We start from the raw sequence: 24,722 nt of genomic DNA, 5'->3' as shown, positions 1-24,722 counted from the left end.
GACGTATATGACTCCAGGACACCGCATCACCGTCGAACAGGGCAGCGAGCATGTGCGCGTCGTACGCGACGGGCAGGTGCTCGCCGAGAGCAGGCGTCCCCTCGTGCTGCGCGAGACGGGCTGCCCGGTCCGCTACTACCTGCCGCCGGAGGATGTCAGGACCGATCTGCTGACCCACTCCGACACCCACACCCACTGCCCCTTCAAGGGCGACGCCGACTACTGGTCGGTCCCGGGCGCGAACGACCTCGTATGGGCCTATCCGGAGCCGAGGCCGGAGGTGGCCGGGATCAAGGACCACTTCTGCTTCTACGACACCGAGACGGTCTGACCCCGGGCGTACCGGCCCGGGTGCGGCCCGCGCCCCCGGCGGGCACGGGCCGCGCCCGGGAACTCAGGAGAGGGCGAAGCCCCGGTAGCCGTCCCGGGCCACGGCGTCGCACTCCGCGCGGTAGCGGTCGGCGCCGCCCACATAGGCGAGGAAGACCCGGGCCTTGCCCGGCACATTCGCCCCGGTGTACCAGGAGGCGACGGCCGGGTAGAGGGTCTGGGCCGCGAGTTCGGCGACATGGGCCGTCCAGGCGTCCTCGGCGGCCGGGTCGGCCTCGATCTCCGTGAGGCCCCGGTCGCGGAGATGGGCGACGCAGTCGGTGATCCACTCCACATGCTGTTCGATGGAGACCACCATATTGGTGAGGACCGAGGGGCTGAGCGGCCCGGCGACGGTGAAGAGGTTGGGGAAGCCCGCCGTCAGCAGCCCGAGACAGCTCCTCGGGCCGTCCGCCCACTTCTCCCGGAGCGTGATCCCGCCCCTGCCCACGATCTCCACGGCGGTCAGCGCCCCGGTCAGGGAGTCGAAGCCGGTGGCGAAGACCATCGCGTCGAAGAGATGCTCCCGCTCCGAGGTGCGGACGCCCTTCGGGGTGATCTCCTCGATCGGGGTGGCGGCGAGGTCCACCAGTCTCACCCCGGGCCTGTTGTAGGCGGCGTAGTAGCCGCTGTCCAGACAGGGGCGCTTGGTGCCGAAGGGGAAGGTGCGGGGTGTGAGCCTCTCGGCGGTCTCCTCGTCGGCGACGATCGAGGCGATCTTCCCCCGGACGAACTCGGCCGCCGTCTCATTGGCCTCCGCGTCGACGAGAAGGTCGGTGTACGACCGCAGCAATCCGCTGAGCAGCCCCGACCGCCAGCCGGCCTCATAGGTGGCGGTGCGCTCCGCCGGGCTGACCTCCAGGGCGGAGCGGGTCGGCATCTCGACGACGCTGCCTCCCTTGGAGCGGCGCTGGGCCCGGCGGAACTCGGGGTAGCCGGCCTTGCGCTCGGCGACCTCGGCGGCGGAGAGCGGGCGGTTGAAGGCGGGCAGCGCGTAGGCCGGGGTGCGCTGGAAGACGGTCAGCTCGGCGGCGCGCCCGGCGAGCTCCGGGACGATCTGCACCCCGGAGGAGCCGGTGCCGATCACGGCGACCCGCAGGCCGGTGAGGTCGACGCCCTCCCGCGGCCAGCGGGCGGTGTGGTAGGTGGGCCCGGCGAAGGAGCCGAAGCCGGGGACGTCCGGTGTCTTGGGGGCCGAGTTGCTGCCCGAGGCCATCACCAGGAACCGGGCGGTGACGCTCTCCCCGGTGTCGGTGGAGATCCGCCAGACGCGGCCGTCCTCGTCGTACACCGCCCGGGTGACCCTGGTGCTCAGGGTGATGTCCGCGCGCAGCCCGAACCGGTCGGCGACATGCCGGAGATAGCGCAGTATCTCCGGCTGGCCCGCGTACTTCTCGCTCCACACCCACTCCTGGTCCAGCTCGGGGGAGAAGGAGTACGAGTACGACATGCTCTCGATGTCGCAGCGGGCGCCCGGGTAGCGGTTCCAGTACCAGGTACCGCCGACGTCGTCGCCCGCCTCGAAGACCCGGGTGCGCAATCCCAGTTCGCGCAGTCGATGGAGCTGGTAGAGGCCGGAGAGACCGGCGCCGACGACGACCGCGTCGAGGGGGGCGAAGGGGGTGGGGGTGTCCATGGGGGCTCCTGTGGGGAGGGGGACCCGGCCGGCGGCCGGTGGCGGACGATGCTGCGCCGATCACGCGCTCATTGCCACAGGTCTCGGCCAAGTCGGCTCGGAATGGCAGGCGGTTGGCGTGATCAATGCACGAAATGGGCTGATTGATGAGAGTCGCCTCATGGAAGCGCGGCACTGAACTCGTGGTTTTCCACGATGCCCCGCACCGGCACCTCCGGAGAAGCTGTAGCGGAGGCCGCCCGCCAGCGGCCGTGACAGCTCAAGGCCGGGCCCTTCGCGACAGGGCCGGGCGCACCACACGAAAGGAACAGTCGATGAGCCGCTCCGAAACGCTCCTTTCGTCCCATGCCACCGCCGCCCGCGCCGACTTCCCCACGGCCGCCGGGCGCCCGGTGTGGACCACCCGACGGCGGCGCGGCGGCGGGAGGCCCTGAGCCCCGCCGCCATGCCGTCACGGCGTGGCGGCGGCCGGGACGCAGCGTCGCGCCCCCGAGGCCCGTGACCGGGCCGGCCCCGCCACGCCGAGAAGCCGACCGACCCGCCCGGGAGAGCCGCCCGGGGGACCACACGGGGGCTTGTTTTGTTCTGCGCACGTCTTGACCCGGAAAGACCTTCCGCGGCTGTGGCCAGCCGCTCCCCATCCGCTGCCGGTATGTCATGAACGAGGAGGCGCGCCGCCGTGATGAATCGTTACTGCGGGCGGCGTTCATCGTCTCCAGCAGCGGCGACTGGATCTTCCGTTTCGCGCTGCCGGTACTGGTGCTCCAGCTCACCGGCTCGGCGATCTCGACGGCGCTGACGTACGCGGTCGAGTTTGTTCCCTTTGTAGTGATCGGGCTCTTCAGCGGTGTGGTCGCCGACCGCGCCGACCGGCGTCAGCTGATGATCCTGTGCGACGTGGTCTCCTCGGTGATCGTCGTCGGGATCGGGGTGCTCTGTCTGTTCGAGCCCTCGGTCGCGCTGATCATGACGGCGGCCTTTCTGCTGGGCTGTGTACGGCCGTTCTCCTTCCCCGCCTTCCAGGGTTTCCTGGCCGAGCGGGTGGCGAAGGAGCGCAGGCCCGCGATGAACGCCTGGGTACAGGGTGCGGACGGCACCCTCAGCACCCTCGGCCCGGTCGCGGGCGTCGCCGTGGTCACCCTGCTGGGACCGACCGCCGCCAGCTTCGCCAACGGGGTCTCGTTCGCGGTGTCCGCCGCCCTGATCGCCTCCACGGCGGTGGTGGCGACCGGACGCCGGCTGATCCCCTCGATCGTCAAGGCCTGCCGGTCGCTGAAGCCGGACTCCGTCGCCGCGATACAGCTGATATCGCGGGACCGGGGGCTGGCCTGGGCCACCGTGCTGCTGACCGTCAGCAACTTCGCCTTCCCCGCCGCCGCGGCCAATCTGATCTTCATCGTGGCCGGTCCGGGCGGGGAGATCCCGGTCTCGCTCGCCGTCGTCTCCATGGCCCAGGGCGTGGGCGCGGTCCTCGGCGCGACGGTCGCGCCGACCCTGATGCGAAGACTAGACGGGGACCTCCTCATGTGGACGGCGCGGGCGGCGATGGCCGCCGCCCTGCTGCTGCCCGCGTTCTCCACCGACGTCTGGGTGCTGAGCGCCTGCTGGTTCCTCGCGGGCCTGGCGACCTCCGTCTTCCTGGTGCCCTGGCGGACCTACCGCCAGGGGGCCGTCGACGGCGCGTTCCTGGGCCGGGTGGTGGGAATCCAGCGCGCCGTGCCCTTCGCGGCCATCCCCTTCGGCGCCCTGATGGGCGGCTGGCTGCTCACCGAGTTCGGCGCCACGACGCTGTTCGCGGTCATCACCGCCATTCAGTGCCTCGTCACGCTCGGCACCCTCTACGCACCGCTGAGCAGGGCGGGCTCAGCGAGCCCCGGCAGGAGTTGATCACCAGATCTCCGGCTTGTCCGGCGTACCGGGACCAAAGATCAGCACCAGGACCAGCACCAATACCAAGATCACGACCATGAGAAGCGCCACGGAGCGCGGTCCGTCCGAAACGACCGCGCCGAAGACACGCACACGGCATCATCATCACGGGAAAGGGAGTGATTCCCCATGACACTGTTCTTCGAGGGCAACGGCATCGTCCCGGCTCAGCGGGAACAGTTCGCGGAGTCCGGATACCTCGTACTGCCCGGCTTACTGCCGGAGGAACTGCGGGAGAGGCTCAAGCCGGAAGTGGACCGATGGGTGGACGAGGGACTGCGGGCGAAGTCGATAGCCGCCTGCGTCAACCCCTCCCCCGACGACCCGCCGCCGGTGATGGAGCTGGAGCAGCCCGCGCACGGCGAACTGCTCACCCATGAGCCGCTGATGCGGATCATCTCCGAGCTGATGGGCGACCCCTTCGTCTTCCATCATCTGCACAGCGACCGGCACGGCCCCGGGGTCGCGGGCAAGCCCTGGCACCACGACCACGAGCCCAACGACGCCGAGAACCCCAAGCTGCTGATGGTCCACGCGCTGCACTACCTGGGCGGCCTCGACGGCACGGTCGGCAGCCTCGCCCTGCTGCCCGGCTCCCACCACGAGCCCCGCGACAAGGCCGCGCTGGCCCATCTGGACACCTCCGAGCTGCCGGGCGAGATCGTGATCGACAAGCTGCCCCCCGGCACCACCCTGCTGATCAACTCGGCCCTGCTGCACGCCCGCCGGCCCGCGCCGAGCCCCAGCGGCCCCCCTCGCCCCCGCTACTTCGTCGACGCGTCGTACTGCCAGACGGGAGCCCGCTGGCGGCCCGTGAAGCCGTACTGGCGGCACATGCTCGCCCGGGCCCGCGCCCTGGAGCTCGACGGCGGCCGCTGGCCGGAACTGTTCTCGGAGCGTCACTTCACCGAGTACGCCCCATCGGCATGAGGAGGAGTCACAGCGATGCATGTGGTCAGTTCGGTCACCTTTGACGAGGTGCGGTCGCACTTCCGGCGGGACCACCCCGTGGACCGGGAGCACGAGGCGAACACCAATCAGGACGCGGTCAACGCCCTGGAGCTGGCGGACGCGACCTTCGGCGGCTGGTCCAGGGTCCGGATCACCGGGGCCGATGTCAGCGAGGTCATGCTGCCCTGGCATCTGAGCGAGGGCGGCGGGTGCGAGCTGGTGCCCCGCTCCGGGCTGACCGTCGGCGAGGCCGTGCGGCTGCTGCGCTCGCGTGAGGCGGAGTGGTCCGAGGCCGACCCGGTCTGCCGGGCCAAGCTCGACCGCTTCCGGGACGCCCCGCCCACCTCGATCTATCTGAGCACCCTCCCGCTGCCGCACGAGGACTACTCGGGCCTGACCCTCGGCAAGGGGCTCGTCCATCTCGACGGCCTGCACCGGATGGTCTCCTGGGAACTCGGCCGGCGGCTGTCGCCCGAGCAGGAGCTGACCGTCTTCGTCGCCGGCGACATCGCGGCCCGCGCCACTACCGGAGGTCTGAGTACATGACGCTAGCGAAGCGACACGCCGCCTCGCTGCCCGAGCTGCTGACCCACAACGCCCTGACCCACCCGGACCGGCCCGCGATCGGCGACGGGGTGCGCACCTTCGACTACCGCGCCCTCGACACCGTGGCGAGCCGGGTCGCGGCCCTGGTCGCCAGGGCCGGCGTCGGGCGCGGCGACCGGGTGGCGGTCTTCGGTCCCCGGGACGCCCGGGTGTGCGCGCTGCTCTTCGGCGTGCTGCGCTCGGGGGCGACGGCCGTGCTGGTCGACCCCGGGTGGAGCCCGCCCGACATACGCAGACGGCTGGAGGCCGTCGAAGCGGGCCTGGCGCTCTCCACCAGTGCGGAGTTCCTCGCGCCCGAGCCGTACCGCACCGAGGTGATCGACCCCGGCGCGCTCCTCGGGAGCGCGCCCGTCGACGCCGTCCCCGGCCCCGCGCCGGACGGCTGCGCGCCCCAGGACGTGGCGTATCTGTCCTTCACCTCGGGCTCGCGCGGGGAGCCGAAGGCCGTCGCGGTCACCCACGCGAACACCGTCCACTACGCCCGGGCGCTCCGCGAGCGGCTGGGCCTCACCGAGGCGGACGCGCCCCGGGTCGCCCATGTGACCACGCTGGCGGCCGACCTCGGGCACACCTCCTGGCTGCTCGCGCTGGCGACCGCCGGGTCGGTGCACATCGTCCCCGACGACGAGGTGCGCGACCCGGAGCGCTTCTGGGCCGCGCTGCGCGGGGCCGGGGTGACGATGCTGAAGACGACCCCCTCGCATCTGACGGCACTGCTGGCGGGCCGGCCCGCCGACGCCCCGACGCTGGACACGGTGATCCTCGGCGGCGAGGCGCTGCCCCGGCCGCTCGCCGTGAGCCTGCTCGAACAGGGCGTCGCGGCCCGGGTCGCCAACCACTACGGCCCGACCGAGACCACCGTCGGCGCGACCTGCTTCCTCGCCCGTTCCGCCGGTGAACTCCCCGCCGACGAGGCCACCGTGCCCATCGGGACCGCCATCGGCGAGGTGGACCTCCAGCTCGCCCCCGACGATGTGGTGGGCGAACTCCACATCGGCGGACGGGGCGTCAGCGCGGGCTACTTCGGCCGCCCGGCCGAGACCGCGCGCCGCTTCATCAGCCACGGCGGCCGGCGGATGTACCGGACCGGCGACGTCTGCCGCCGCAGGCCGGACGGGAACCTGGTCTTCGTCGGCCGCTCCGACCGGCAGGTGAAGGTCCGGGGCTTCCGGGTCGACCCGGTCGAGATAGAGCACGCGATGGAGGAGTTCCCCGGGGTCGGCCAGTCCGCCGTGATCGTGCGCGGCACCCCGACGGGCAGCCAGCTCCTGGCCGCCGTACGGCTGACCGGTCCGGACGGCGAGAGCGAGACCCTCGCCGCGCTCCGCTCCCATCTCCGCGACCGGCTGCCGGGCTACTCGGTCCCGCAGCCGATCCTCGCGGTGCCGGAGTTCCCCTTCGGACCGAACGGAAAGCTCGACCGGGAGCGGCTCACGGCCGTCGTCGCCGGGCTCATCGAGACCCGGGCGCGCGGCGCCCGCGGGAAGGGGGACGAGGACGGCGGGGCCGGTACGGCGCTCGCCCGGGACGTCGCCGAGCTGTGGGCGGACGCGCTGGGCCTGCCCCTGGTGGACCTGGACGCCGATGTGCTGAGCCTGGGCGGGGACTCCATCCTCGCCATGCGGACCATCGCCTTTCTGCGCAGGCGCGGGCACCGGGTCGGCTTCGAGGACTTCTACGAGCACCCCACGCCCACCCTGCTGGCGGCGGCCGCCCTCGCCGCCGGGGAGCGGCCCGCCCCGGCCGCCGAGCGGATCGACACCGGGGACCGCAGGCTCTCCCCCGCCCAGCGGTGGCTGTTCCGGCAGCCCGTCGACGACCCCCGGCACTGGAACCAGTCCGTGGTGCTGCGGTGCGCGATACCCGTGGACGCCCCCGCCCTCGCGGCGGCCGTCCTCGCCGTACTCCGCCGCCACCCGGCGCTGCGCACCCCCGTCGGCCCGGCCGGGCCCGGCGCCCCGCTGCCCGAGGGCGACCCGGACGCGGTCAGCCACTCCTCGATCCGGGGGACGGATCCGGTGGCCGAGACCGTCGGCGGGATCTGCACCGAGCTGCACCGCAGCCTCGATCCGGAGGCCGGACGCCTGCTGAGGGTCCATCTGTTCCGCGGCGGGCCCGGCGTGGAGGACCGGCTGGCGCTGATCGCCCACCATCTGGTGGTCGACGGCCTCTCCTGGCGGATCCTGCTCGACGATCTCGCCTGCGCCTACCGGGCGGCACGCGACGGCCTGCCGGCCGAACTGCCGCCGACCGCCGACTTCTACTCCTGGGCGGGATCGGCCGCCCCGGCCGTCCCCGTACAGGAGGCGGTCGCACCCCGGCTCCCGGCCGACGACACGACGGGCGGCACCGAGCCCGCCACGCTGATCTGGAGTCTCGACGAGCGGGCGACCGCCAAGCTGGTCGAGCGGCACGGGCGTTCGCAGCGGCTGGAGGCGATCCTGCTGACGGCGTTCGCCGAGGCCGTCTCCGGCTGGAGCGGTCAGCCCCGGCTCGGGGTGGAGGTGGAGACGCACGGCCGCTCCACCGAGGGCGACGACGGACAGCATCTCGACACCGTGGGCTGGTTCACCGCCGTGAAGTGGGTGGCGGTCGACGGGACCGGCGGGCCCGAGCGGGCGGCGGCCGGGGCCGAGGAGGAGCTGCGGCAGGCTCCCCAACTGCCGATGGACGTCGAAGGAGCGCGCCCGGAGACCGGGTTCAACTTCCTCGGCACCTTCCAGCTCACCGACGAGCCCTCGCTGGAGTGGACGATCGCCGACGAGCGGGCCGGTTCGGCCCGCTGCGCCTCCGGCGACTCGCTCTACCGGATCCGGCTCACCGCCCGGATCATCGGCGGCAGGCTGGTGACGGACCTGGTGTACGCGTGGCCCCGGCTCTCCCACGAGAACGCGGAGGCGGTCTTCGCCGCCTTCGCCCGCTCGGTCGCCGCCCTCGCGGACACCACGGCGCTCCCCCACACCAGGGCGAGTGCCTCGACCTCCGGCCAGCTTCTGCACACCGGCGCCTTACCTCCCCGCGACAGCTGGCGAGTGGTGCGCGAGCCGGCCCGGGTGCTGCTCACCGGCGCGACCGGCTATCTCGGCGGGCATCTGCTCGGTCAGCTCAGCGAGCGCGGCGCACGCGTCACCTGTCTGGTGCGCGGCGAGAGCGACGCGGCGGCGGCCCGGCGGCTCGGCGGCGCCGATGTGATCGCCGGGGACATCGACCGGGAGGGTCTGGGGCTCTCCCCCGACGGTCTGGCCCGGGCGAGAGCGGCGCAGATCGTGGTGCACTCGGCGGCGGACGTCCGGCTGGTGGCATCGCCCACCGATCTGGAGCGCACCAACAACACCGCCGTGCGGCGGCTGTTGTCCTGGATCGACCGGGAGGCCCCCGGGGCGCGCTTCCACCATGTCTCCACGCTCGCAGTCTCCGGCGGGGTCGAGGGCGCGCCCCGGCGGTTCAGCGAGGCCGATCTGCGGATCGGCCAGACCTTCCGCACCCCGTACGAGAAGGCGAAGTTCCGGGCGGAGGAGTCCGTGCGCGGGTGGGCCGCCTCCGGCCGTCAGGCGTACATCCACCGCAGCGGCCACATCGCGGCGGACAGCCGGACCGGCGCGTTCCAGCGCAATGTCCAGGACAACCGGATCTATCAGGTGGTCCGCGGCTATGTGCTGGCGGGCGCGGCCCCGAGCAGGCCGGCGACGACCTTCGAGTTCTCGCACGCGGACACCGTCGCGGCGGGCATCGCGGCGATCGCGGCCCATCCGCACGCGGCGCCGGGCGTCTACCACGTGGAGACCCCGCACACCGTGGCCCACGACGAGCTGGTGGCGTGGATGATCGACCACGGCTACCGGATCAGGCTGACCGACGACGCCACGTTCGCCGCGGCGCTCGCCAGGGCCGAGCGCGAGGATCCGGCCACGGCCCGGCTGGCTTCGACCTGGTCCCAGCTCGGCGACCGCAACATCATGGTCGACAGCTCATGGACGACGTCGGTGCTCGACCGGCTCGGTGTGCGCTTCGCCCCGCCGACCCCGCAGTGGTGGTCGGCCGCTCTCTCCTGGGCCGCCACGACCGGTTTCCTTCCCGCGACCGCCGCCTCGGCCCAGCTCACCTGACGGCCCCGCCGTCCTGATGAACCAGCACGTTCCCACAGAAAGTGACGCCATGCCCCAGCTCTCCCCGGTGCTCAAGCAAGCCACCCCGGTCGTCGCCACCCGCGGCGAGGGGATGTACCTCTACGACGCCGACGACAGGCGCCATCTCGACTTCACCTCCGGGGTCGGCGTGACCAGCACCGGTCACTGCCACCCCCGGGTGGTCGAGGCGGTACGGCAGCAGGCGGGACAGCTCATCCACGGGCAGTACACGACTGTGCTGCACAACCAGCTGCTCCAGCTCACCGAGCGGCTCGGCGACGTGCTGCCGCCCGGGCTGGACTCGCTGTTCTTCCTCAACTCCGGCAGCGAGGCGGTGGAGGCGGCGCTGCGGCTGGCCCGGCACGCGACCGGCCGGCAGAACGTGATCGTGTTCGACGGCGGCTTCCACGGGCGCACCATGGGCGCCGCCTCGCTGACCACCGCGGGCACCCGCTTCCGGGCGGGCATCGGCCCGCTGATGCCCGGCGTCGCGGTGGCCCCCTTCCCCAGCGCCTTCCGGCTGGGGATGAGCAAGGAGGAGGCCGTCGAGTACGCGCTGCGCGGCCTCGACCGGGTGCTGGCCACCGTGACCGCGCCGGCCGAGACGGCCGCCATGTTCGTGGAGCCGGTGCTCGGCGAGGGCGGTTACATCCCCGCGCCCGCGGCCTTCCTGGCGGGCCTTCGGGAGCGGGCGGACCGGCACGGGATCCTGCTGGTCCTCGACGAGGTCCAGACCGGCTTCGGCCGTACGGGCCGGTTCTGGGCCCATCAGCACAGCGCGGGCGTCGTGCCCGATGTGGTGATCACCGCCAAGGGGCTGGCGAGCGGTTTCCCGCTCTCCGCGATCGCCGCGCCCACCGAGCTGATGGCCAAGGCGTGGCCGGGCTCGCAGGGCGGCACCTACGGCGGCAACGCGGTGGCCTGCGCCGCCGCGCTCGCCACGCTGGACGTCATCCGTGACGAACGCCTGGTGGCGAACGCCGCCGAGCAGGGCGCGCGGCTGCTGGAGGGGCTGCGGAAGGTCGCCTCCGAGTTCCCCGTCATCGCCGACGTCCGGGGGCTCGGGCTGATGGCGGGCAGCGAGTTCTGCCTGCCCGACGGCTCTCCCGACCCGCTCACCGCCCAGCGGGCCCAGCGGGCCGCCGCCGAGCGCGGACTGCTGCTGCTGCCCTGCGGGGAGCACGGCAACATCATCCGGATGATTCCGGCGCTGGTCGTGAAGGCCGCGCAGATCGACGAGGCGCTGACGCTGTGGTCCGCGGCCGTCTCCGCCGCGGCGGAGTGAACGACACCGTGCCGCCGTTGAAAGGACTGATCACGACATGACTGAGAACACGCTCCGCGACATCGCCTGGAACAGCGACTATCTGGACACCCGACGCGAGGTGTGGTCCCTGCCGTTCACCGGCGAGGACCGGCGGCTGCTGTGGGACGATGCCGTCGCCGAGAAGTGGGGGACGGGCGACCCGGTACGCGAGAAGCTGGGCTCCTTCCTCGGCAACAGCCTCAAGACCGTGGGGTTCGCGCACGTCAGCGGGTTGATGGACCCCTCCGCCCCCGATGAGTCGATCGTCTCCGCGCTGTCGTTCACCCTGCGGGAGCTGGGGGAGATCATTCCGCAGAACGCCGCGGGGGATCTGACCCAGGTGCTGCGCGACCGCGACGGCGACGGCAACACCGAGCTGGGCTTCCACTGCGACACCTGCGATCTGCTGGTGCTGCTCTGTCTCCAGCCCGCCGCGGGCAGCGAGGGGGGCAACACCAAGCTCGCGAGCGCCGGGCACGTCCACGACATCATCGAGCGGGAGCGGCCCGATGTGCTCGCCCTCCTCAAGGAGGAGTGGACCTTCGACCGCAGCGGCCGGGCGGGACAGCAGCACATCGTCACCCCCATTCTGTTCACCCAGGACGACGGGAAGATCTGCTGCTACTACCAGACCCGTACGGTACGGGCGTCCGCCGAGCTGAGCCCGGCCCGGCGGGAGGCGCTGGACTGTCTGGACGAGGTGCTCTACCGGCCGGAGATCGCCTTCGGGATGCGACTGGGCGCGGGCGATCTGCTGGTCATCCGCAACAGCCGGGTGATGCACGGACGTTCGGCCTATGTCGACACGCCGGGCGCGCCGTCGCGGCGGATGCTGCGCATCTGGATGGACGAGACCCGATGAGCGGCGGGGGCAGGATCGCCGTCGTCACCGGCGGCGGCAGCGGCATCGGCCGGGCGAGCGCGCTGGCGCTGCTCGGCGAGGGATGGACGGTGGCGCTGGCCGGCCGGCGCGCGGACGCGCTGGAGGAGACCGTCGCGCTCTCGGGGGCCGGTGCCGACCGGGTGATCGCGGTGCCCACGGACATCAGGGAGCCGGCCGGGGTCACGGCGCTGTTCGAGACCGTACGGAGCCGGTTCGGCCGGCTGGACCTGCTGTTCAACAACGCGGGCGCGGCCGTGCCCCGCAGGCCGGTCACGGAGGTGGAGTACGCGGACTGGACCCGGATCATGGACACGACGGTCACCGGGACCTTCCTCTGCGCGCAGGAGGCGTTCCGGCTGATGCGGGACCAGTCCCCGCAGGGCGGGCGCATCATCAACAACGGCGCTCCCTCCGCGTACGCGCCGCGTCCGAACGCGATCGCGTACACCACGGCCAAGCACGCGGTGCTGGGGCTGACCCGGGGTCTCTCGCTGGACGGGCGGCCGTACAACATCTCCTGCGGTCAGATCGACGTCGGCAATGTGACCCCGATGGACGGGGGTCCGCAGCCGGCCGCGATGCAGGCCGATGGATCGATGGCGGTGGAGGCGACCATTCCGGTGGCGCGTTTCACCGAGGCGCTGCTGCTGATGGCGTCGATGCCGGCGGACACCAATGTGCAGTTCCTGACGGTCATGCCGACGACGATGCCGTTCATCGGCCGAGGCTGAGACCGGGACCGGGACCGGGACCGGGGCCAGAGCCGCGGCCCCCCCGGGCGGCGGCGCCGCGGGGGCGCGGGGGCCTCCGGGGGGGGGGGGGCCGGGGGCGGGGCCGGAGGGGGGAAGGGGACCGGGGCCGGGGGCCGGACCCGGGGCCCCCGGGCGCGGCCGCGCCGAGGGGCCGCGGCATTCAGGTGGCGGCGACGACCAGTGCGCGGTTCATGGCGCGGGCGGCCGCCGAGGTCCGGGGGCCGGAGGCGAGGGCGCGCGGGCGCAGATGGGTGTGGGCGAGTTCGGTGAGGGCGTGGACATCGGCCTGCCAGCCGTGGGCGGCGAACCACTCCTCGGGTTCGCCCCGGCAGCCCGGCCGCAGATGGGGCCGGAGGAAGTCCATCGACGGCGCGCCTTCCATCGCCTCGCTCCAGCTCCGGAGGGTGGCGCTGTTCCAGTACTCGGTGGCGAACCGGCTGCCGGGGGCGGAGAGCCGGGTGACGCTCTCCATGAGGCGGTCGTTCTCCTCCGGGCCGAGATGGGCGGCGAGCCCCTCGGCCAGCCAGGCGGTCGGCAGGTCGGGGCGGAATCCGGCGGCGAGGAGGCCGCTCGTCCAGTTGCCCCGCAGATCGGCGCGGACGGCGGCGCGCGCGCACCGGGGCCGTCCGCGACGGCCGGTCAGGACGGCTTCCTTGAAGTCGAGGACGGACGGCAGATCGATCTCGTACACGGTCGCCGCCCGGTCGCCCGGCTCCCCGCCGGGCGCCGGACAGGGCCAGGGCAGCCGGAAGGCGCGGGTGTCCAGTCCGGCCCCGAGGACGACGACCTGGTGGCGGCCCCGGCGGCCGGCGTCGAGGAGGTAGTCGTCGAAGAAGCGGGTGCGCAGGGGTATGTAGCCGTTGAGCCAGCGCCAGAGGGCGTCCTCCTCCCGGCCGGGGAAGGGCCACCAGGTGTCCCGGGCCCCGGCCGACTCCAGGAAGAGCGGGGCCACATGGTCCCGGTAGAGGGGGTCGAGGCGGATGTTCTCGGCGACGCGCGCGCCGGCCGTGAGGAGGGCCGTCAGGCCGATGCCGGTGGGCGGCGGCGGGGTGCTGCGGGGCATGGGGCTCTCGTCCTTCTCTCGCTTCGGTGATCGTTCGCCCGCCGGGGCCCGGGGGTGTCCGGCCTACGCGGTCGTGGTGCCGGTCTGTTCGCCCGCGGCGGCCCAGTGGGCGCAGAAGTCCCGCATCCGCTCCGCCAGGACGCGGGCCGTGCGATTGCCCCGGAAGCGGTGTTCGGAGATCTCGGCGCGCATGCCGTGCATGCCGACGATGCACATGTTCAGCCGCTGCGAGGGGTGGCTTTTGAGTACGGGGTCGAGGAGCTGGGGCACGGCCTCCAGCTCGCGGTGGCGGAGCTGGGCGCGGGCCGCGTCGATCCGGCTGAGCAGTTCCATGCCGAAGTAGCGGTGCTCGCGGCGGAGATCGCCGAAGAGGGTGAGGGCCTGTTCCAGCTCGCCGGAGGCCTCCTCGTTCTTTCCGAGCAGCAGCAGGGAGCCGCCGGCCAGATAGTGCTGCCGGTCCCGGGTGAGGTTGAAGAAGAGGTCCTCGCTCCGGGGGTCGACGAGATAGACGGGTTCGTCCTGCCAGTGCGAGAGCAGTTCGCGTACGCAGGGTTCCTCGCCGGCCGCCGCCCAGGCGCGGGCCTCCAGCAGGATCAGATAGGGCTCCACGCCGTCCGCGTACAACCGCCCCCGGCCGTCGGCCGCGAGCCGGGCGGACTCGATGTAGTCGCCGGCCCAGAAGGCGGTCCGGGACTGGACGACCCGGATCCAGCGGCGGGCCCCGTTGTGGTCGGCCTGCTCCGCGCAGATCCAGCCGGCCCTGGCGTGGTCCAGGGCCGAAGCGTGGTAGCCGAGGTCCTCGGCGAACCAGGCGAGCAGGGCGCAGCACTTGGCGGCGATGACGTAGAGGTCGCGGGTGTGGGTGAGGCGCTGACGGCCCTTGAGGAGCTGGGAGACCTGGTCGCGGAGGAGGAGGGCGCGTTGGAAGGCCCGGTGCGGGGAGTGGTGCATGACGACGTAGGTGAGGTCGACGAGTTCCTGGTTGAGCAGTTCGATGGTGGCGGCGTCGACATTGGTCCCGGAGACCCTGGCCGCGAGGGCGAGGGAGTCGACGGCGCTCTGTTCGAAGGCGGCGGCCGTCTCGGGCTCCTTGCCGGCGGCGGTGCCGGTCGCGGTGCCGGTGCCGCTCCGGCCGGTGGCGGGCGCGGTGAGCGCGGACTGGTAGGCGGCCCGGTCGTGTTCCGGCATGTGCCGGAGGTCGTCCACGTCGACCAGCCGTTCCCAGGTGGTGCCGTAGACGGCGGCGAGGAGGCGCAGCACTCTCGGGGAGGGGCGGCTGCCGCGCTGCGGCCACTGTTCGTACTCCCAGACGCGGCCGCCGGTCATCGTGGCGCGGGGGTCGCGGGAGAGGGCGTTGTAGTCGGCCGCCGCCTTCTCCAGTGAGATCTCCCGGGCGACCCGGTGCGCGGTTCTCGGCCGCATGGCGCACTCTCTGATCAGATCGGCCACCATCTGCTCGGCGACCTGGCGCTCCGAGAGGCCCAGTTCTGTCAACTCGGTGCGTAATTTCGTTCTGTACGCCTTGCTGCCCGGCTTGGTGACGCCACTCACGGATGATTCTCCCAGCAGAGACCGATGAGCTGATGGAAGGTGGTCCTCGCGCTTCGTCCGGCGCGCGGGACCGGTTCTTTATGAGTTCCTTACGGGGGAGGCCGACGGAGTTCGGGAGCCGACGGCACCGGGCCCCGAGGAATCAGTGTTCCCTTTGAGGATATTTCAAAAATCGATCAAGGACACCCCCTGGTCGCAAGGGCCGTGCCGGACCGAAAAAGTGAATCCGGTTCGGGCGATGACGTGTGCATATCCATTCGGCAAGATCGGTCAAGGTGATTCCTTCGTCCCCTTCGAGGAGGTTCGCAGCTGTCCGACCGTCATGGGCACGAGCACATCACGAACGACGACGGGCCGGGCCCCACGACTACCCGGAACCGCCCACTTCGCCGACGCGCGCTGCCGCGCCGGGGCACCCCCAACCCCGGAGGGCTCATTGAGCACTTCAACCCCACCGCCATCGGAGTCCCCTGCCCACCCCGACCTTGACCCGAGCAGCTGGATAAAAGTGTTCCATCCAGTGCCGAAGCCACGCTTCCGGCTGGTCTGCTGCCCCTATCTGGGGGCTTCGGCCAGCGCTTTCTCGCCCCTGGCCGCTGCCTTCCCCCCATCGGTGGAAGTACTGTCCGTGCAGTACCCGGGCCGCCGGGGCGGCGGCGCCGAACCGGCCGCCGCGGACATCGGGGAGCTGGCCGGAAGGATCCACGACGAGCTGCGCCCCTGGCGCGAGGGCCCGCCGCTGGCCGTCCTCGGCCACAGCATGGGGGCGGCCGTCGCCTTCGAGCTGACCCGCGCCCTGGAGCGCGGGGGCGGCGCTCCGGTGCGGCTGTTCGTCTCGGGACGGCCCTCGCCCTCCGCCGGTCTGGGGCTGCGGCCGCTGGAGACCGACGACGATCTCATCGACGAACTCCGCGCCCTGGGCGGCGTCTCGCCGAAACTGCTCGGCAGACCGGCGTTCCGCCGGATGATCCTTTCGGTGACACGTCAGGACTACCGGCTCAATTCCACCTATCTCCGCCCTCCGGACGAGACGGTGTCCTGTCCCGTCACCTTTCTGCTCTCCTCGGAGGACCCCTACGTCGACAGGGTCGCGGCGCTCGCCTGGAAGGGCCATACGGAAGCCTCTTTCCGGCTGGCCGAATTCCCCGGCGACCATTTTTTCTGGACCGCCCGCACGGCGGAGTTCGTCACGGCGATTCTTGAAGATCTCGACTGCTGAAGGGAAGCGATCATGACGAAGCGCACGGTACCGCTGGAAATCCCTCGTCCCTTCAGAGGACAGGGCGCCGGGGGGAACGATCGCCCGCTGCCCGCGGACGGCAGGTCGGAGGAGCTGGCCCTCCAGATCTACTCCTGGTCGCTGCCGCGCGGGGCGGTCAAGGTACGGGAGGCGGCCGAGGAGTTCCATGTCTCGCGGCTGGAGGCCGAGCAGGCGCTGCGGCTGCTGCGGGATCTCAAGCTGGTGCGGCTGGACGAGTCGACGAGGACGTTCTCCGGGGAGAGTCCCAGCGCCGCCCAGGTGGAGCTGATCGCGCCGATGGAGCGGCGGATCCATGAGCAGCAGAGCAGTCTCGCGGCCGCGCACCGGCGGTTGAAACGTTTCTCCGACATCTTCAGCACCTCGCAGCGGGCCCAGCTGCGGCAGGAGACGATCGTCGTCACCGAGGACGAGGAGCAGCTGCGGCTGCGGCTGGCCGACGCGGCCCGGCACTGCTCCTCGGAGATGCTGGTGATGCAGGCGGGGGCCGGTGAGACCCGGCGGCTCTTCGGGCTGGTCTGGCCGCTGACGCTCCAGGCGCTGGGCCGGGGGGTGTCGGTCCGCACCCTCCATCAGCACACCGTGCGCACCGACACCGACGCCCGGGGACGGGTGCACGAGGCGGTGGCCGCCGGGGCGGACGCCCGCACCTCCGACGATCTCTTCGGTCATCTGGTGGTCTTCGACAGCAGGGCGGCGCTGGTGCTGCTGCCCTCGCCCTCGGGGGACACGGTGAAGCCCCTCATGGTCTACGACCCGACGCTGGTGGAGATCCTGCGCCGGTTCCACGACCACGCCTGGCACGCGGCGGTGGAGTTCGAGGACGGCTCGACCTCCTACGGCGGGACGCTGGACGCGGTGAAGAGCGCCATTCTCCAGCTGCTGTCCTCGGGGCTGAAGGACGAGGTCGTCGCCCGCCGGCTGGGGATGTCGCCGCGCACCTTCCGGCGGCACATCTCGGGAATCATGGAGGAGTTGCGCGCGGAGAGCCGCTTCCAGGCGGGGGCGGCCGCCGCCCGGGCCGGTCTGCTGGGCCTGGACGGAGCCGGCTGTCCCCGCCCCTCGGCCGGCGGGGGCGGGGCCGAGTCCGGGGCGGCAGGTCTCCGGGAGGAGGGGGTGACGGCGATGCCTCTCCCCCGCCGGGCCGGCCGGGAGTGCCGTTCGGCCTGCTGACGGCGGTCCCGGCCGGGCCGCCGGGGCTCCCGCCCGGCCGGGGGCGGCGGGCCCGGGTCCCTCCGGGCCGGCGCCCTGGCGGCCTTCGGCCGACCCGGGCGCCGGCCACTGGAGTTCCCTCATGGGTCAGCCCTTGCTGAGCGGCGCGGGTTCGGCGGCGGCCGTCCCGGCCCCGGGTTCGGGTTCGGAGGCCGGGGCCCGGCGGGACATCCGGTGGCCCACCTCGGAGATCCCCAGGGCGACGAGGGCCAGCGCGGCGGCGATCAGCGGCAGCGAGTTGGCTCCGACCCAGCTGATGCCGACCGCGCCCACGGCCCCGGAGAGGGAGATCGCCAGGTACAGGATCGCCGCGTTCAGCGACACCAGCACGGAGGCGGCCTGCGGGTTGAGCGTGATCAGCCGGTGCTGCTGGGGCGAGGTGATGGCGAAGGCCGCCACGCCGTAGACGACGATCATCACGAGCGCGGACACGAACGCGCCGGTGGCCAGCGGGAACACGGCCAGGCTCAGCGCCATCCACACCAGGGCGACCGCCACCACGCCGCGCCCGCCGATGCGGTCCGCGAGCCGTCCGGCGGCGAGGTTGCCGAGGGTGCCGATCACTCCGAGGGTGAACATGAGGATCGCGAGCCGGTCGCCGCTGCCGCCGGTGGCCGGTTCGAAGACCACGGCGATATAGGTGTAGGGCATGTAGATGGCGGTGAAGCCGATCAGGGTGGTCGCCAGGATGGTCAGCACCCGGCGGTCCTTGAGCGGTGCGACGCGCGCCCTCAGGCTCTCCGCCGCCGGGGCCTCGATCTTGGCGGGCACCAGGATCCGCAGGCCGATCAGGCCGAGCACGGCGAGCACGGCGACGAACCACATCGTCGAGCGCCAGCCCATATAGCCGCCCAGGGCGGTGCCGATGGGCGCGCCGAGCGCGGTGGCCGCGGTGAATCCGGTGGTGACCGCGGCGATGGCACGGCCCTGGCGGCCCGGCGGGACCAGCGCCGCCGCGGTGACCGCGGCGGTCGGCACGAAGAGCCCCGCTCCGGCGGCGGCGACCATCTGGGCGATCAGCACGGTGGCGAAGGTCGGGGCGAGGGCGGTGGCGACATTGCCCACCAGATAGACGACGACGGCGAGCATCAGCACACCGCGCCGGGCCCGCCGGGCGGTGGCGGTGGCCAGGATCGGCGCGAGCACCGCGCAGGTCAGCGCGAAGACGGTCACCACCTGGCCGGCGGTGGTGACGGAGACGCTGAGGTCGTCGCTGAGTTCGGGGAGCACTCCGGCCAGGACGAACTCGTCCGTACCGATGGCGAAGGTGGCGAAGCCCAGCATGAAGATGCTGCCGCGAGGGGCTCGGCGCTCGGGGAGGCCTTCCTCGGCGCTTGGGGGTAATGCTTCGGATTTACCTTGGATACCGCTGTCCATAACCGTCCAGTCTTGGGTTTCAACGGGCAACTGGGTGGCGCGCCAGGGGCGTCGGGGCGGCGAGGGGCCTGGGGAGTTGCCCGAGCGGGGGGGGTCGATCATTCGGAACCAATCGGTACCGTCCTGTTGAGACAGTACCGATCGTTTCCGTTTGCCGTCAAGGTCGATTACGGTGGCTCCATGGCCACACACGCTCGCGAGCGGCTCATCGAGGCAGCCAGGGAACTCTTCTTCGCGGAGGGCATCCGCGCGGTCGGCGTCGAACGCCTGCTGGCCTCGTCGGGCATCGGGCGCGCGTCGTTCTACCGCCACTTCGCCAGCAAGGACGAGCTGGTCGTGGCGGTGCTGGAGGAGCGGGACACGCTCTGGCGGCAGTGGCTGGAGGCGGAGGTGGCGGCCCGGGGCCGCGCCCCGCTGGCCGTCTTCGACGCCCTGGAACAGGACTGCGAGCAGGGGAACTTCCGGGGCTGCGCCTTCAGCAACGCCATGACGGAGTTCTCCGACGCCGACGGCCCGGTCCACCGGGTCGCGACCGAGCACAAGAGGGCCGTCGCCGCCTTCATCGCCGAGCTGCTCGCGGAGGCGGGTCAGCCCGACTGCGCCGCGCTGGCCCGGAAGTTCGTCCTGCTGATGGACGGGGCGACCGTCACCGTCGTGCGCGAGCGCAGCGCCGAGCCGATCCGGTGCGCGCGCGGGATCGCGGCGGGGCTGCTGTCATGAAGGACGTACGGGCGAAGGGCTCGCGAGCGAGGGCCGTACGCGGGAGGACCGTACGCGGGAGGGCCCGGCCGCCGCCTCGCGGCGCGAGCGCTCCCGTGTCCGACGGCTCAGGGGCGCGCGGGGGCCGCCGACAGCACCGAGTCCAGCAGCCCCGGGAAGCGCCGCTCCAGATCCTGTCTGCGCAGCCGGCTGAAGCGGGCGTTGCCGTCGATCCGGGTGGAGACCAGACCGCTCTCTCGCAGGGTGCGCAGATGGTGGGAGACGGTCGAGCGTTTGACCGTCACATCGAGCGTGCTGCACGAGCCCTCGCCCGAGGCGTCCAGCAGCCGGATGATCCGCAGCCGTACCGGATCCGCCAGGGCCTGGAGCACCGTGCCCAGTTCGACCCGGTCGAGGTCGGGTTCGGGCAGCCAGGCGTATCGCCGATCGTCCATGCCAGCCTCCGATGAGAGTCGGCCCTTATGATACGTGCCGGACAGTGTTACGATCCTCATCGGAACAGTCGATGGGAATCGATGTAGTTGGCTTCCGGGGCGACTGAGCCCCAGGACCGCCGAGTTCCGGGTTCCCCACCCATCGGCCCCCTTCCGCGCGAGCGCCGAGCCCCCGAGTCACCGCTCCCCACCGGGCATCCCCACGGCACTCCCGTACCGCGTACGCGTCCCATGGCAGACCGCACGGCACACCTCAGGAGATGAGCCCCGTGCGGCGATCCCCACGACCCGAGGAGTCACCATGTGTGGAATCACCGGCTGGGTGGACTTCGAGCGAGATCTCCGCGGCGAGCGGGCCCAGTTGGCCGCCATGACCGAGACCATGTCCTGCCGGGGCCCCGACGACGAGGGCGCCTGGGCGGACGAGCACGCCGCCCTGGGCCACCGCAGGCTCTCCGTGATCGACCTCGAAGGCGGCCGTCAGCCCATGGTCGCCCAGGAGGACGGGCGCGAGCTGGCCGTCCTCACCTACAGCGGCGAGGTCTACAACTTCCCCGAGTTACGCCAGGAGTTGACCGGCCGGGGCCACTCCTTCCGCACCCGCAGCGACACCGAGGTGGTCCTCCGCGGCTATCTGGAGTGGGGCGAGGGCGTCGTCGACCGCCTCAACGGCATGTTCGCCTTCGCCATCTGGGACGTCCGCCGCCAGGAACTCCTTCTGATGCGCGACCGGATGGGCGTCAAACCGCTCTACTACCACCCGCTCCCCGGCGGTGTGCTCTTCGGCTCCGAGCCCAAGGCCATCCTCGCCCACCCCTCGGTGCCCCGCCGGATCGACGCCGACGGGCTGCGCGAGGTCCTGGAGATGGTCAAGACCCCCGAGCACGCGGTCTTCTCCGGGATGTACGAGGTACGCCCCGGCCAGGTCGTCAAGGTCAGCCGGGCCGGCCTCACCAAGCGGACCTACTGGGCGCTGGAGGCCCGGGAGCACACCGACGACCTGGACACCACGGTCTCCACCGTCCGGGGGCTGCTCGAAGACATCGTGGACCGCCAGCTGATCTCCGACGTCCCGCTGTGCAGCCTGCTCTCCGGCGGCCTCGACTCCTCCGCGATCACCGCACTGGCCGCCAAGGGCCTGGCCAGGGACGGCGCGGGACCGGTGCGCTCCTTCTCCGTGGACTTCGACACCCACGGCGAGGAGCATGTGGTCGACCATCTGCGCGGCACCGCGGACGCGCCCTTCGTCCGCGACCTCGCCGCCCATGTCGGGGCCGACCACAGCGAGATCGTGCTGGAGAGCTCGGAGATGGCCGATCCGGAGCTGCGGGCCGCCATCCTGCGCGCCGTCGATCTGCCCCCCGCCTACTGGGGCGACATGTGGCCCTCGCTCTACCGGCTCTTCCAGGCGGTGCGCGAGCACTCCACGGTGGCGCTCTCCGGGGAGTCCGCCGACGAGGTCTTCGGCGGCTACCGCTGGTTCTTCGACCCCGAGGCCGTCCAGGGCGACGTCTTCCCCTGGCTGGCCTCGGCGACCCGCGCCTTCTTCGACGACAAGAGCCTCTTCGACCCGGGGCTGCTCCAGAAGCTCAATATGCCGGACTTCCTGCGCGACAGCTTCTCGGGCGCGATGGGCGAGGCCCCCCGGCTCCCCGGCGAGAGCGGCGCCGACCGCAGGATGCGGCAGCTCAGCTATGTGAACCTCACCCGCTTCGTCCAGGCCCTGCTGGACCGCAAGGACCGGATGAGCATGGCGGTCGGCCTGGAGGTCCGGGTCCCCTTCTGCGACCACCGGCTGGTCGACTACGTCTTCAACGTGCCCTGGCGGATGAAGACCTTCGACGGCCGGGAGAAGAGCCTGCTGCGCGCCGCCACCAGGGATCTGCTGCCCCAGTCCATAGTCGAGCGGGTCAAGAGCCCGTACCCCACCACCCAGGATCCCGCCTACGACCGGGCGCTCCGGAGGTCGCTGGACGCGGTGCTGGCGAATCCCTCCTCGCCGGTGCTGCCGCTGCTCGACACCGCCGCGGCCCGCCGGCTGCTGGGCTCCGCCGTCGGCGACATCAGCCCGCAGCAGAGCCGTACCGGCGTGGAGCTGGTCCTCGGCCTCGACTCGTGGCTGACCTCGTACTCCGTCACGCTGGATCTGTGACGGACTCTCTCCCCACCCATCGCGGCGGGGCGGGCCGGCCCGGACACCACGGGCGGGCCCGCCCCGCCGCGCACCCCTTCCACGGCAAGGACGCGCCATGACCAGATTCGCCCGTATCGCCTACACCGAGTCGGTCCGCGCGACCCAGCGCGAGAACGGCAGCGCGCTCGCGGCCCAGCGGCAGCTCGCCGAGGGCGACCGGCCCGACCCGCTGGGTCCCAACGAGGCCGGGTTCATCGCCTCCCGCGACGGCTTCTACATGGCCAGTGTGGGCGACACCGGCTGGCCCTACATCCAGTACCGGGGCGGCCCGCGCGGCTTCCTCCACATCCTCGACGCGCACACGCTCGCCTTCGCCGACGTCCGGGGCAACCGCCAGTACATCAGCGCGGGCAATCTCCGCCAGAACGACCGGGTGGCGCTGTTCTTCATGGACTACGCGCGCCAGACCCGGCTCAAACTCCTGGGACACGCCACGGAGAGCCGGCCCGAGGAGAACCCCGAGCTGACGGAGCGGCTCACCGAACCGCGCACCGACGGCCGGGTGGAGCGGCTGTTCACCATCAGGGTCGAGGGCCTCAACTGGAACTGCCCCCAGCACATCACCCCGCGCTTCAGCGAGGAGGAGCTTCAGGAGGCGCTCCAGCCCGTCCGCGAGCGCATGGCCGCACTGGAGGCGGAGAACAAGGAACTCCGGGCCCGGCTGGGAGCACCGGGAACGCCCTGAGCCCCGCCCGGGGTGTGGGTCCGGGCGGGGTACGGGGTGCGCGAGGCCGTCCGGCGGTTCCGGCGTGCCCAAGCTGTTCCGGCGTGCCCGGCGGGCGGTTCAGGGCAGGGCCGCCAGCTCGTGGACGCGCCGCACCACCTCGGCGGCCGTGACCGCCGGGCCGGAACCGGCGCCGGGGCCCGGTCGCGGCAGGCCGATCGCCGCCGCGACGACGAGCCCCCGCTTATGGGTGATGGAGACCGTCACCCCGGCCATCCCCAGCTCCTCGGCGCGCCGGGCGGCGGGCCCCGCCAGCCGGACCAGCGGGGCTCCCGCCCCGGTGCGCACCACCGCCGCCTGCCGCGGCACGATCCCCGCGCCGACGCCGGTGCCGAGCGCCTTGAGGATGGCCTCCTTCGCGGCGAACCTGCCGGTGAGGAACTCCCGGGCGCGCGCCTCGCCGAAGGAGGCCGCGATCTCCAGCTCCTGGGGCGCGTAGGCCCAGGCGCGGAACCAGGGCCGTTCGAGCAGCCGGGCGATCTCGTCCGTACGCAGGACGTCGACGCCGAGCCACACGGTCTACCGCCCGCCGCGCAGGACGGCGAGATGGCTCGCGCCCGAGAGCGGGTCGGTGTCGCAGAGCACGACCGCCGCGTACTCCTGACGCCAGGCGCGCCAGTGCCGGGCCAGCGCCAGCCACACACTGGTGCAGTAGGTGCCCCGGTCGGTCCGGTGTGTCCGGGGGCCGAGTCCGGTCTCCTCGACCCACGGTCCGGCGACCACCAGGGTGCCGTCCGGGTCGGCCGCCGTCAGCGCGGCCAGCCGCCCGGCGGGCGAGGTCCCGGCCGGCAGGGTCTCCGCCTCGCCCAGCACGGGTCCCTCGCTCTCGTCCGTGCCCAGGAGCAGCAGCACTCCCGAGTCCACCAGCGGGGTGTCGTGCGCCAGCGGGAAGTGGGTGGGCAGGGTGGTCTGTTCGAGTACGGCGATCACGGCCTGTGCGCAGCGCCCGCCTCGCTGGTATCCGGCGACCAGCCGCAGCGCGGTGAAGGGCGCGGCCAGCCCCTGCTGGGAGATGCCGGTGCTGGTGGCCCCGCCGCCGAGGAGCATATTGAGATGGGGGGCGACGGCGGTGAAGGGGTGGAGGTCGGGCAGGGCGTGGCTGAGCACGATCAGATCCGGCTTGGCGTCCCGGATCTCCTCGGCGCGGGCGAGATGGTCGACCAGGTCCTGATGGCTGATGTTGGGTCCGGCGCGCAACAGGGACTCGTCGACGCTCCCCCCGAAGGGCTCCACCAGATCGCGGTGGAAGGAGAGCAGCCGCGGATCGCTCGCATAGGGCTTGCGCGGCGGCGCGACCACGCTGACGGCGGCCTGGAGAGTGGGCATCGTCCGGGGTCTCCCCTCATGCCTCGTCGGGGCCGGCGGGGGCCCCGGCGAGAAGCTGGCTCCCGACGCGGTCGGCGAGTGTGCCCACCGTGCGGAAGTCGTCCATGTCGAGTTCCTCGGGGTCGACTTCGAGTCCGGTGAGGTCCTCCAGGGTGACGAGGAGTTCGAGTACGGAGGTGGAGTCGAGGAAGAGGTCCTCGAAGAGCCGGGTGTCCTCGGTGATCGCGGTGATCTCGGCGGGGTCGCGCTCCATCACCTCGGTGAGCGCCGACTCGATGGCGTACAGCAGTTTCGGGCGTTCCAT

The 24,722-nt window shown here is 72.3% G+C and carries 22 protein-coding genes; 13 read left to right on the top strand and 9 right to left on the bottom strand.

The features are described from left to right. Nucleotides 1-7: 7 nt before the first annotated feature. Nucleotides 8-331: a DUF427 domain-containing protein gene (locus IE247_RS22950; RefSeq protein WP_190125125.1), complete on the top strand. Its 324-nt coding sequence runs from the start codon at nt 8-10 to the stop codon at nt 329-331. A 63-nt stretch (nt 332-394) separates the two neighbouring features. Here IE247_RS22950 and IE247_RS22945 read toward each other — a convergent pair whose 3' ends face one another. Continuing rightward, on the bottom strand, nt 395-2,005 hold the full coding sequence (locus IE247_RS22945) for a flavin-containing monooxygenase (protein WP_190125124.1): 1,611 nt from the start codon (nt 2,003-2,005) through the stop codon (nt 395-397). 657 nt (nt 2,006-2,662) lie between these two features. Here IE247_RS22945 and IE247_RS22940 point away from each other — a divergent pair. Beyond that, nucleotides 2,663-3,892, top strand: a complete 1,230-nt coding sequence (locus IE247_RS22940; protein ID WP_190125123.1) for an MFS transporter — start codon at nt 2,663-2,665, stop codon at nt 3,890-3,892. Here IE247_RS22940 and IE247_RS34800 read toward each other — a convergent pair whose 3' ends face one another. Continuing rightward, nucleotides 3,893-4,027 (bottom strand): hypothetical protein, encoded by a 135-nt coding sequence (locus tag IE247_RS34800; protein WP_268247232.1) that lies wholly within the window; start codon nt 4,025-4,027, stop codon nt 3,893-3,895. It lies immediately after the preceding gene. 36 nt (nt 4,028-4,063) lie between these two features. On the opposite strand from IE247_RS34800, the gene IE247_RS22935 reads away from it, so the two are divergent. From IE247_RS22935 to IE247_RS22910, 6 genes are read left to right on the top strand one after another with little or no spacing between them, the layout of a single operon-like run. Continuing rightward, entirely contained in the window at nt 4,064-4,864 is an 801-nt protein-coding gene (locus tag IE247_RS22935; protein WP_190125122.1) for a phytanoyl-CoA dioxygenase family protein, read from the top strand. 15 nt (nt 4,865-4,879) lie between these two features. Then, nucleotides 4,880-5,431 carry a DUF6309 family protein gene (locus IE247_RS22930; RefSeq protein WP_190125121.1) on the top strand — a complete coding sequence of 184 codons (552 nt, stop codon included), beginning with the start codon at nt 4,880-4,882 and terminating at the stop codon, nt 5,429-5,431. Continuing rightward, complete coding sequence (locus tag IE247_RS22925) at nt 5,428-9,597, top strand: SDR family oxidoreductase (RefSeq protein WP_190125120.1); 4,170 nt, start codon at nt 5,428-5,430, stop codon at nt 9,595-9,597. The genes IE247_RS22930 and IE247_RS22925 overlap by 4 nt, the downstream gene beginning before the upstream one ends. Before the next feature lie 49 nt (nt 9,598-9,646). Then, nucleotides 9,647-10,903 (top strand): aspartate aminotransferase family protein, encoded by a 1,257-nt coding sequence (locus tag IE247_RS22920; protein WP_190125119.1) that lies wholly within the window; start codon nt 9,647-9,649, stop codon nt 10,901-10,903. Between the two features lie 37 nt (nt 10,904-10,940). Next, a complete protein-coding gene (locus tag IE247_RS22915) occupies nt 10,941-11,786 on the top strand; it encodes a TauD/TfdA family dioxygenase (RefSeq protein WP_190125118.1) in 846 nt (281 codons plus the stop codon). Next, complete coding sequence (locus IE247_RS22910) at nt 11,783-12,538, top strand: SDR family oxidoreductase (RefSeq protein ID WP_190125117.1); 756 nt, start codon at nt 11,783-11,785, stop codon at nt 12,536-12,538. Before IE247_RS22915 ends, IE247_RS22910 begins: the two co-directional genes overlap by 4 nt. Before the next feature lie 181 nt (nt 12,539-12,719). Here IE247_RS22910 and IE247_RS22905 read toward each other — a convergent pair whose 3' ends face one another. Then, complete coding sequence (locus IE247_RS22905; RefSeq protein WP_190125116.1) at nt 12,720-13,622, bottom strand: SAM-dependent methyltransferase; 903 nt, start codon at nt 13,620-13,622, stop codon at nt 12,720-12,722. Nucleotides 13,623-13,685: 63 nt separating this feature from the next. Further along, nucleotides 13,686-15,173 carry a hypothetical protein gene (locus tag IE247_RS22900; protein WP_190125115.1) on the bottom strand — a complete coding sequence of 496 codons (1,488 nt, stop codon included), beginning with the start codon at nt 15,171-15,173 and terminating at the stop codon, nt 13,686-13,688. Between the two features lie 508 nt (nt 15,174-15,681). Here IE247_RS22900 and IE247_RS22895 point away from each other — a divergent pair. Both IE247_RS22895 and IE247_RS22890 read left to right on the top strand, forming a co-directional pair. After that, nucleotides 15,682-16,392: a thioesterase II family protein gene (locus tag IE247_RS22895; protein WP_373305601.1), complete on the top strand. Its 711-nt coding sequence runs from the start codon at nt 15,682-15,684 to the stop codon at nt 16,390-16,392. A gap of 12 nt (nt 16,393-16,404) precedes the next feature. Further along, entirely contained in the window at nt 16,405-17,604 is a 1,200-nt protein-coding gene (locus IE247_RS22890) for a LuxR C-terminal-related transcriptional regulator (RefSeq protein WP_190125113.1), read from the top strand. A gap of 126 nt (nt 17,605-17,730) precedes the next feature. Here IE247_RS22890 and IE247_RS22885 read toward each other — a convergent pair whose 3' ends face one another. Continuing rightward, nucleotides 17,731-18,927, bottom strand: a complete 1,197-nt coding sequence (locus tag IE247_RS22885; protein WP_229869289.1) for an MFS transporter — start codon at nt 18,925-18,927, stop codon at nt 17,731-17,733. A gap of 273 nt (nt 18,928-19,200) precedes the next feature. Here IE247_RS22885 and IE247_RS22880 point away from each other — a divergent pair, with 273 nt between their 5' ends. After that, nucleotides 19,201-19,740 (top strand): TetR/AcrR family transcriptional regulator, encoded by a 540-nt coding sequence (locus IE247_RS22880; protein WP_190125111.1) that lies wholly within the window; start codon nt 19,201-19,203, stop codon nt 19,738-19,740. A 107-nt stretch (nt 19,741-19,847) separates the two neighbouring features. On the opposite strand, the gene IE247_RS22875 is transcribed toward IE247_RS22880, so the two are convergent. After that, nucleotides 19,848-20,174, bottom strand: coding sequence for an ArsR/SmtB family transcription factor (locus IE247_RS22875; RefSeq protein ID WP_190125110.1), 327 nt, complete (start codon nt 20,172-20,174; stop codon nt 19,848-19,850). A 301-nt stretch (nt 20,175-20,475) separates the two neighbouring features. On the opposite strand from IE247_RS22875, the gene asnB reads away from it, so the two are divergent. Together asnB and IE247_RS22865 are read left to right on the top strand one after the other, a co-directional pair. Continuing rightward, nucleotides 20,476-22,326 (top strand): asparagine synthase (glutamine-hydrolyzing), encoded by a 1,851-nt coding sequence (gene asnB / locus IE247_RS22870; RefSeq protein WP_190125109.1) that lies wholly within the window; start codon nt 20,476-20,478, stop codon nt 22,324-22,326. Nucleotides 22,327-22,423: 97 nt separating this feature from the next. Next, nucleotides 22,424-23,053 (top strand): pyridoxamine 5'-phosphate oxidase family protein, encoded by a 630-nt coding sequence (locus tag IE247_RS22865; RefSeq protein ID WP_190125108.1) that lies wholly within the window; start codon nt 22,424-22,426, stop codon nt 23,051-23,053. Between the two features lie 99 nt (nt 23,054-23,152). On the opposite strand, the gene IE247_RS22860 is transcribed toward IE247_RS22865, so the two are convergent. Genes IE247_RS22860 through IE247_RS22850 form a run of 3 tightly spaced genes read right to left on the bottom strand, consistent with a single transcriptional unit; the run spans nt 23,153 to nt 24,722 of the window. After that, a complete protein-coding gene (locus IE247_RS22860) occupies nt 23,153-23,608 on the bottom strand; it encodes a holo-ACP synthase (protein WP_190125107.1) in 456 nt (151 codons plus the stop codon). Nucleotides 23,609-23,611: 3 nt separating this feature from the next. Beyond that, on the bottom strand, nt 23,612-24,418 hold the full coding sequence (locus IE247_RS22855; protein ID WP_190125106.1) for a hypothetical protein: 807 nt from the start codon (nt 24,416-24,418) through the stop codon (nt 23,612-23,614). 16 nt (nt 24,419-24,434) lie between these two features. Further along, entirely contained in the window at nt 24,435-24,722 is a 288-nt protein-coding gene (locus IE247_RS22850) for a phosphopantetheine-binding protein (protein WP_190125105.1), read from the bottom strand.

This window comes from Streptomyces inusitatus, from assembly GCF_014651115.1.
In the GTDB taxonomy this organism is placed as follows: Bacteria; Actinomycetota; Actinomycetes; order Streptomycetales; family Streptomycetaceae; genus Streptomyces; species Streptomyces amakusaensis.
Note: the sequence above shows the minus strand (reverse complement) of the source record. Positions and strands in the feature narration are given on the sequence as shown.

What these genes read in the sequence shown, in the direction of transcription:
- IE247_RS22920 (WP_190125119.1), top strand. Translation starts at nt 9,647, where the DNA reads ATGCCCCAGCTCTCCCCGGTGCTCAAGCAAGCCACCCCGGTCGTCGCC.
- IE247_RS22950 (WP_190125125.1), top strand. Translation starts at nt 8, where the DNA reads ATGACTCCAGGACACCGCATCACCGTCGAACAGGGCAGCGAGCATGTG.
- IE247_RS22945 (WP_190125124.1), bottom strand. Translation starts at nt 2,005, where the DNA reads ATGGACACCCCCACCCCCTTCGCCCCCCTCGACGCGGTCGTCGTCGGC.
- IE247_RS22875 (WP_190125110.1), bottom strand. Translation starts at nt 20,174, where the DNA reads ATGGACGATCGGCGATACGCCTGGCTGCCCGAACCCGACCTCGACCGG.
- IE247_RS22855 (WP_190125106.1), bottom strand. Translation starts at nt 24,418, where the DNA reads ATGCCCACTCTCCAGGCCGCCGTCAGCGTGGTCGCGCCGCCGCGCAAG.
- IE247_RS22930 (WP_190125121.1), top strand. Translation starts at nt 4,880, where the DNA reads ATGCATGTGGTCAGTTCGGTCACCTTTGACGAGGTGCGGTCGCACTTC.
- IE247_RS22910 (WP_190125117.1), top strand. Translation starts at nt 11,783, where the DNA reads ATGAGCGGCGGGGGCAGGATCGCCGTCGTCACCGGCGGCGGCAGCGGC.
- IE247_RS22915 (WP_190125118.1), top strand. Translation starts at nt 10,941, where the DNA reads ATGACTGAGAACACGCTCCGCGACATCGCCTGGAACAGCGACTATCTG.
- IE247_RS22935 (WP_190125122.1), top strand. Translation starts at nt 4,064, where the DNA reads ATGACACTGTTCTTCGAGGGCAACGGCATCGTCCCGGCTCAGCGGGAA.
- asnB (WP_190125109.1), top strand. Translation starts at nt 20,476, where the DNA reads ATGTGTGGAATCACCGGCTGGGTGGACTTCGAGCGAGATCTCCGCGGC.
- IE247_RS22905 (WP_190125116.1), bottom strand. Translation starts at nt 13,622, where the DNA reads ATGCCCCGCAGCACCCCGCCGCCGCCCACCGGCATCGGCCTGACGGCC.
- IE247_RS22940 (WP_190125123.1), top strand. Translation starts at nt 2,663, where the DNA reads ATGAACGAGGAGGCGCGCCGCCGTGATGAATCGTTACTGCGGGCGGCG.
- IE247_RS22925 (WP_190125120.1), top strand. Translation starts at nt 5,428, where the DNA reads ATGACGCTAGCGAAGCGACACGCCGCCTCGCTGCCCGAGCTGCTGACC.
- IE247_RS22885 (WP_229869289.1), bottom strand. Translation starts at nt 18,927, where the DNA reads ATGCTGGGCTTCGCCACCTTCGCCATCGGTACGGACGAGTTCGTCCTG.
- IE247_RS22865 (WP_190125108.1), top strand. Translation starts at nt 22,424, where the DNA reads ATGACCAGATTCGCCCGTATCGCCTACACCGAGTCGGTCCGCGCGACC.
- IE247_RS22890 (WP_190125113.1), top strand. Translation starts at nt 16,405, where the DNA reads ATGACGAAGCGCACGGTACCGCTGGAAATCCCTCGTCCCTTCAGAGGA.
- IE247_RS22850 (WP_190125105.1), bottom strand. Translation starts at nt 24,722, where the DNA reads ATGGAACGCCCGAAACTGCTGTACGCCATCGAGTCGGCGCTCACCGAG.
- IE247_RS22880 (WP_190125111.1), top strand. Translation starts at nt 19,201, where the DNA reads ATGGCCACACACGCTCGCGAGCGGCTCATCGAGGCAGCCAGGGAACTC.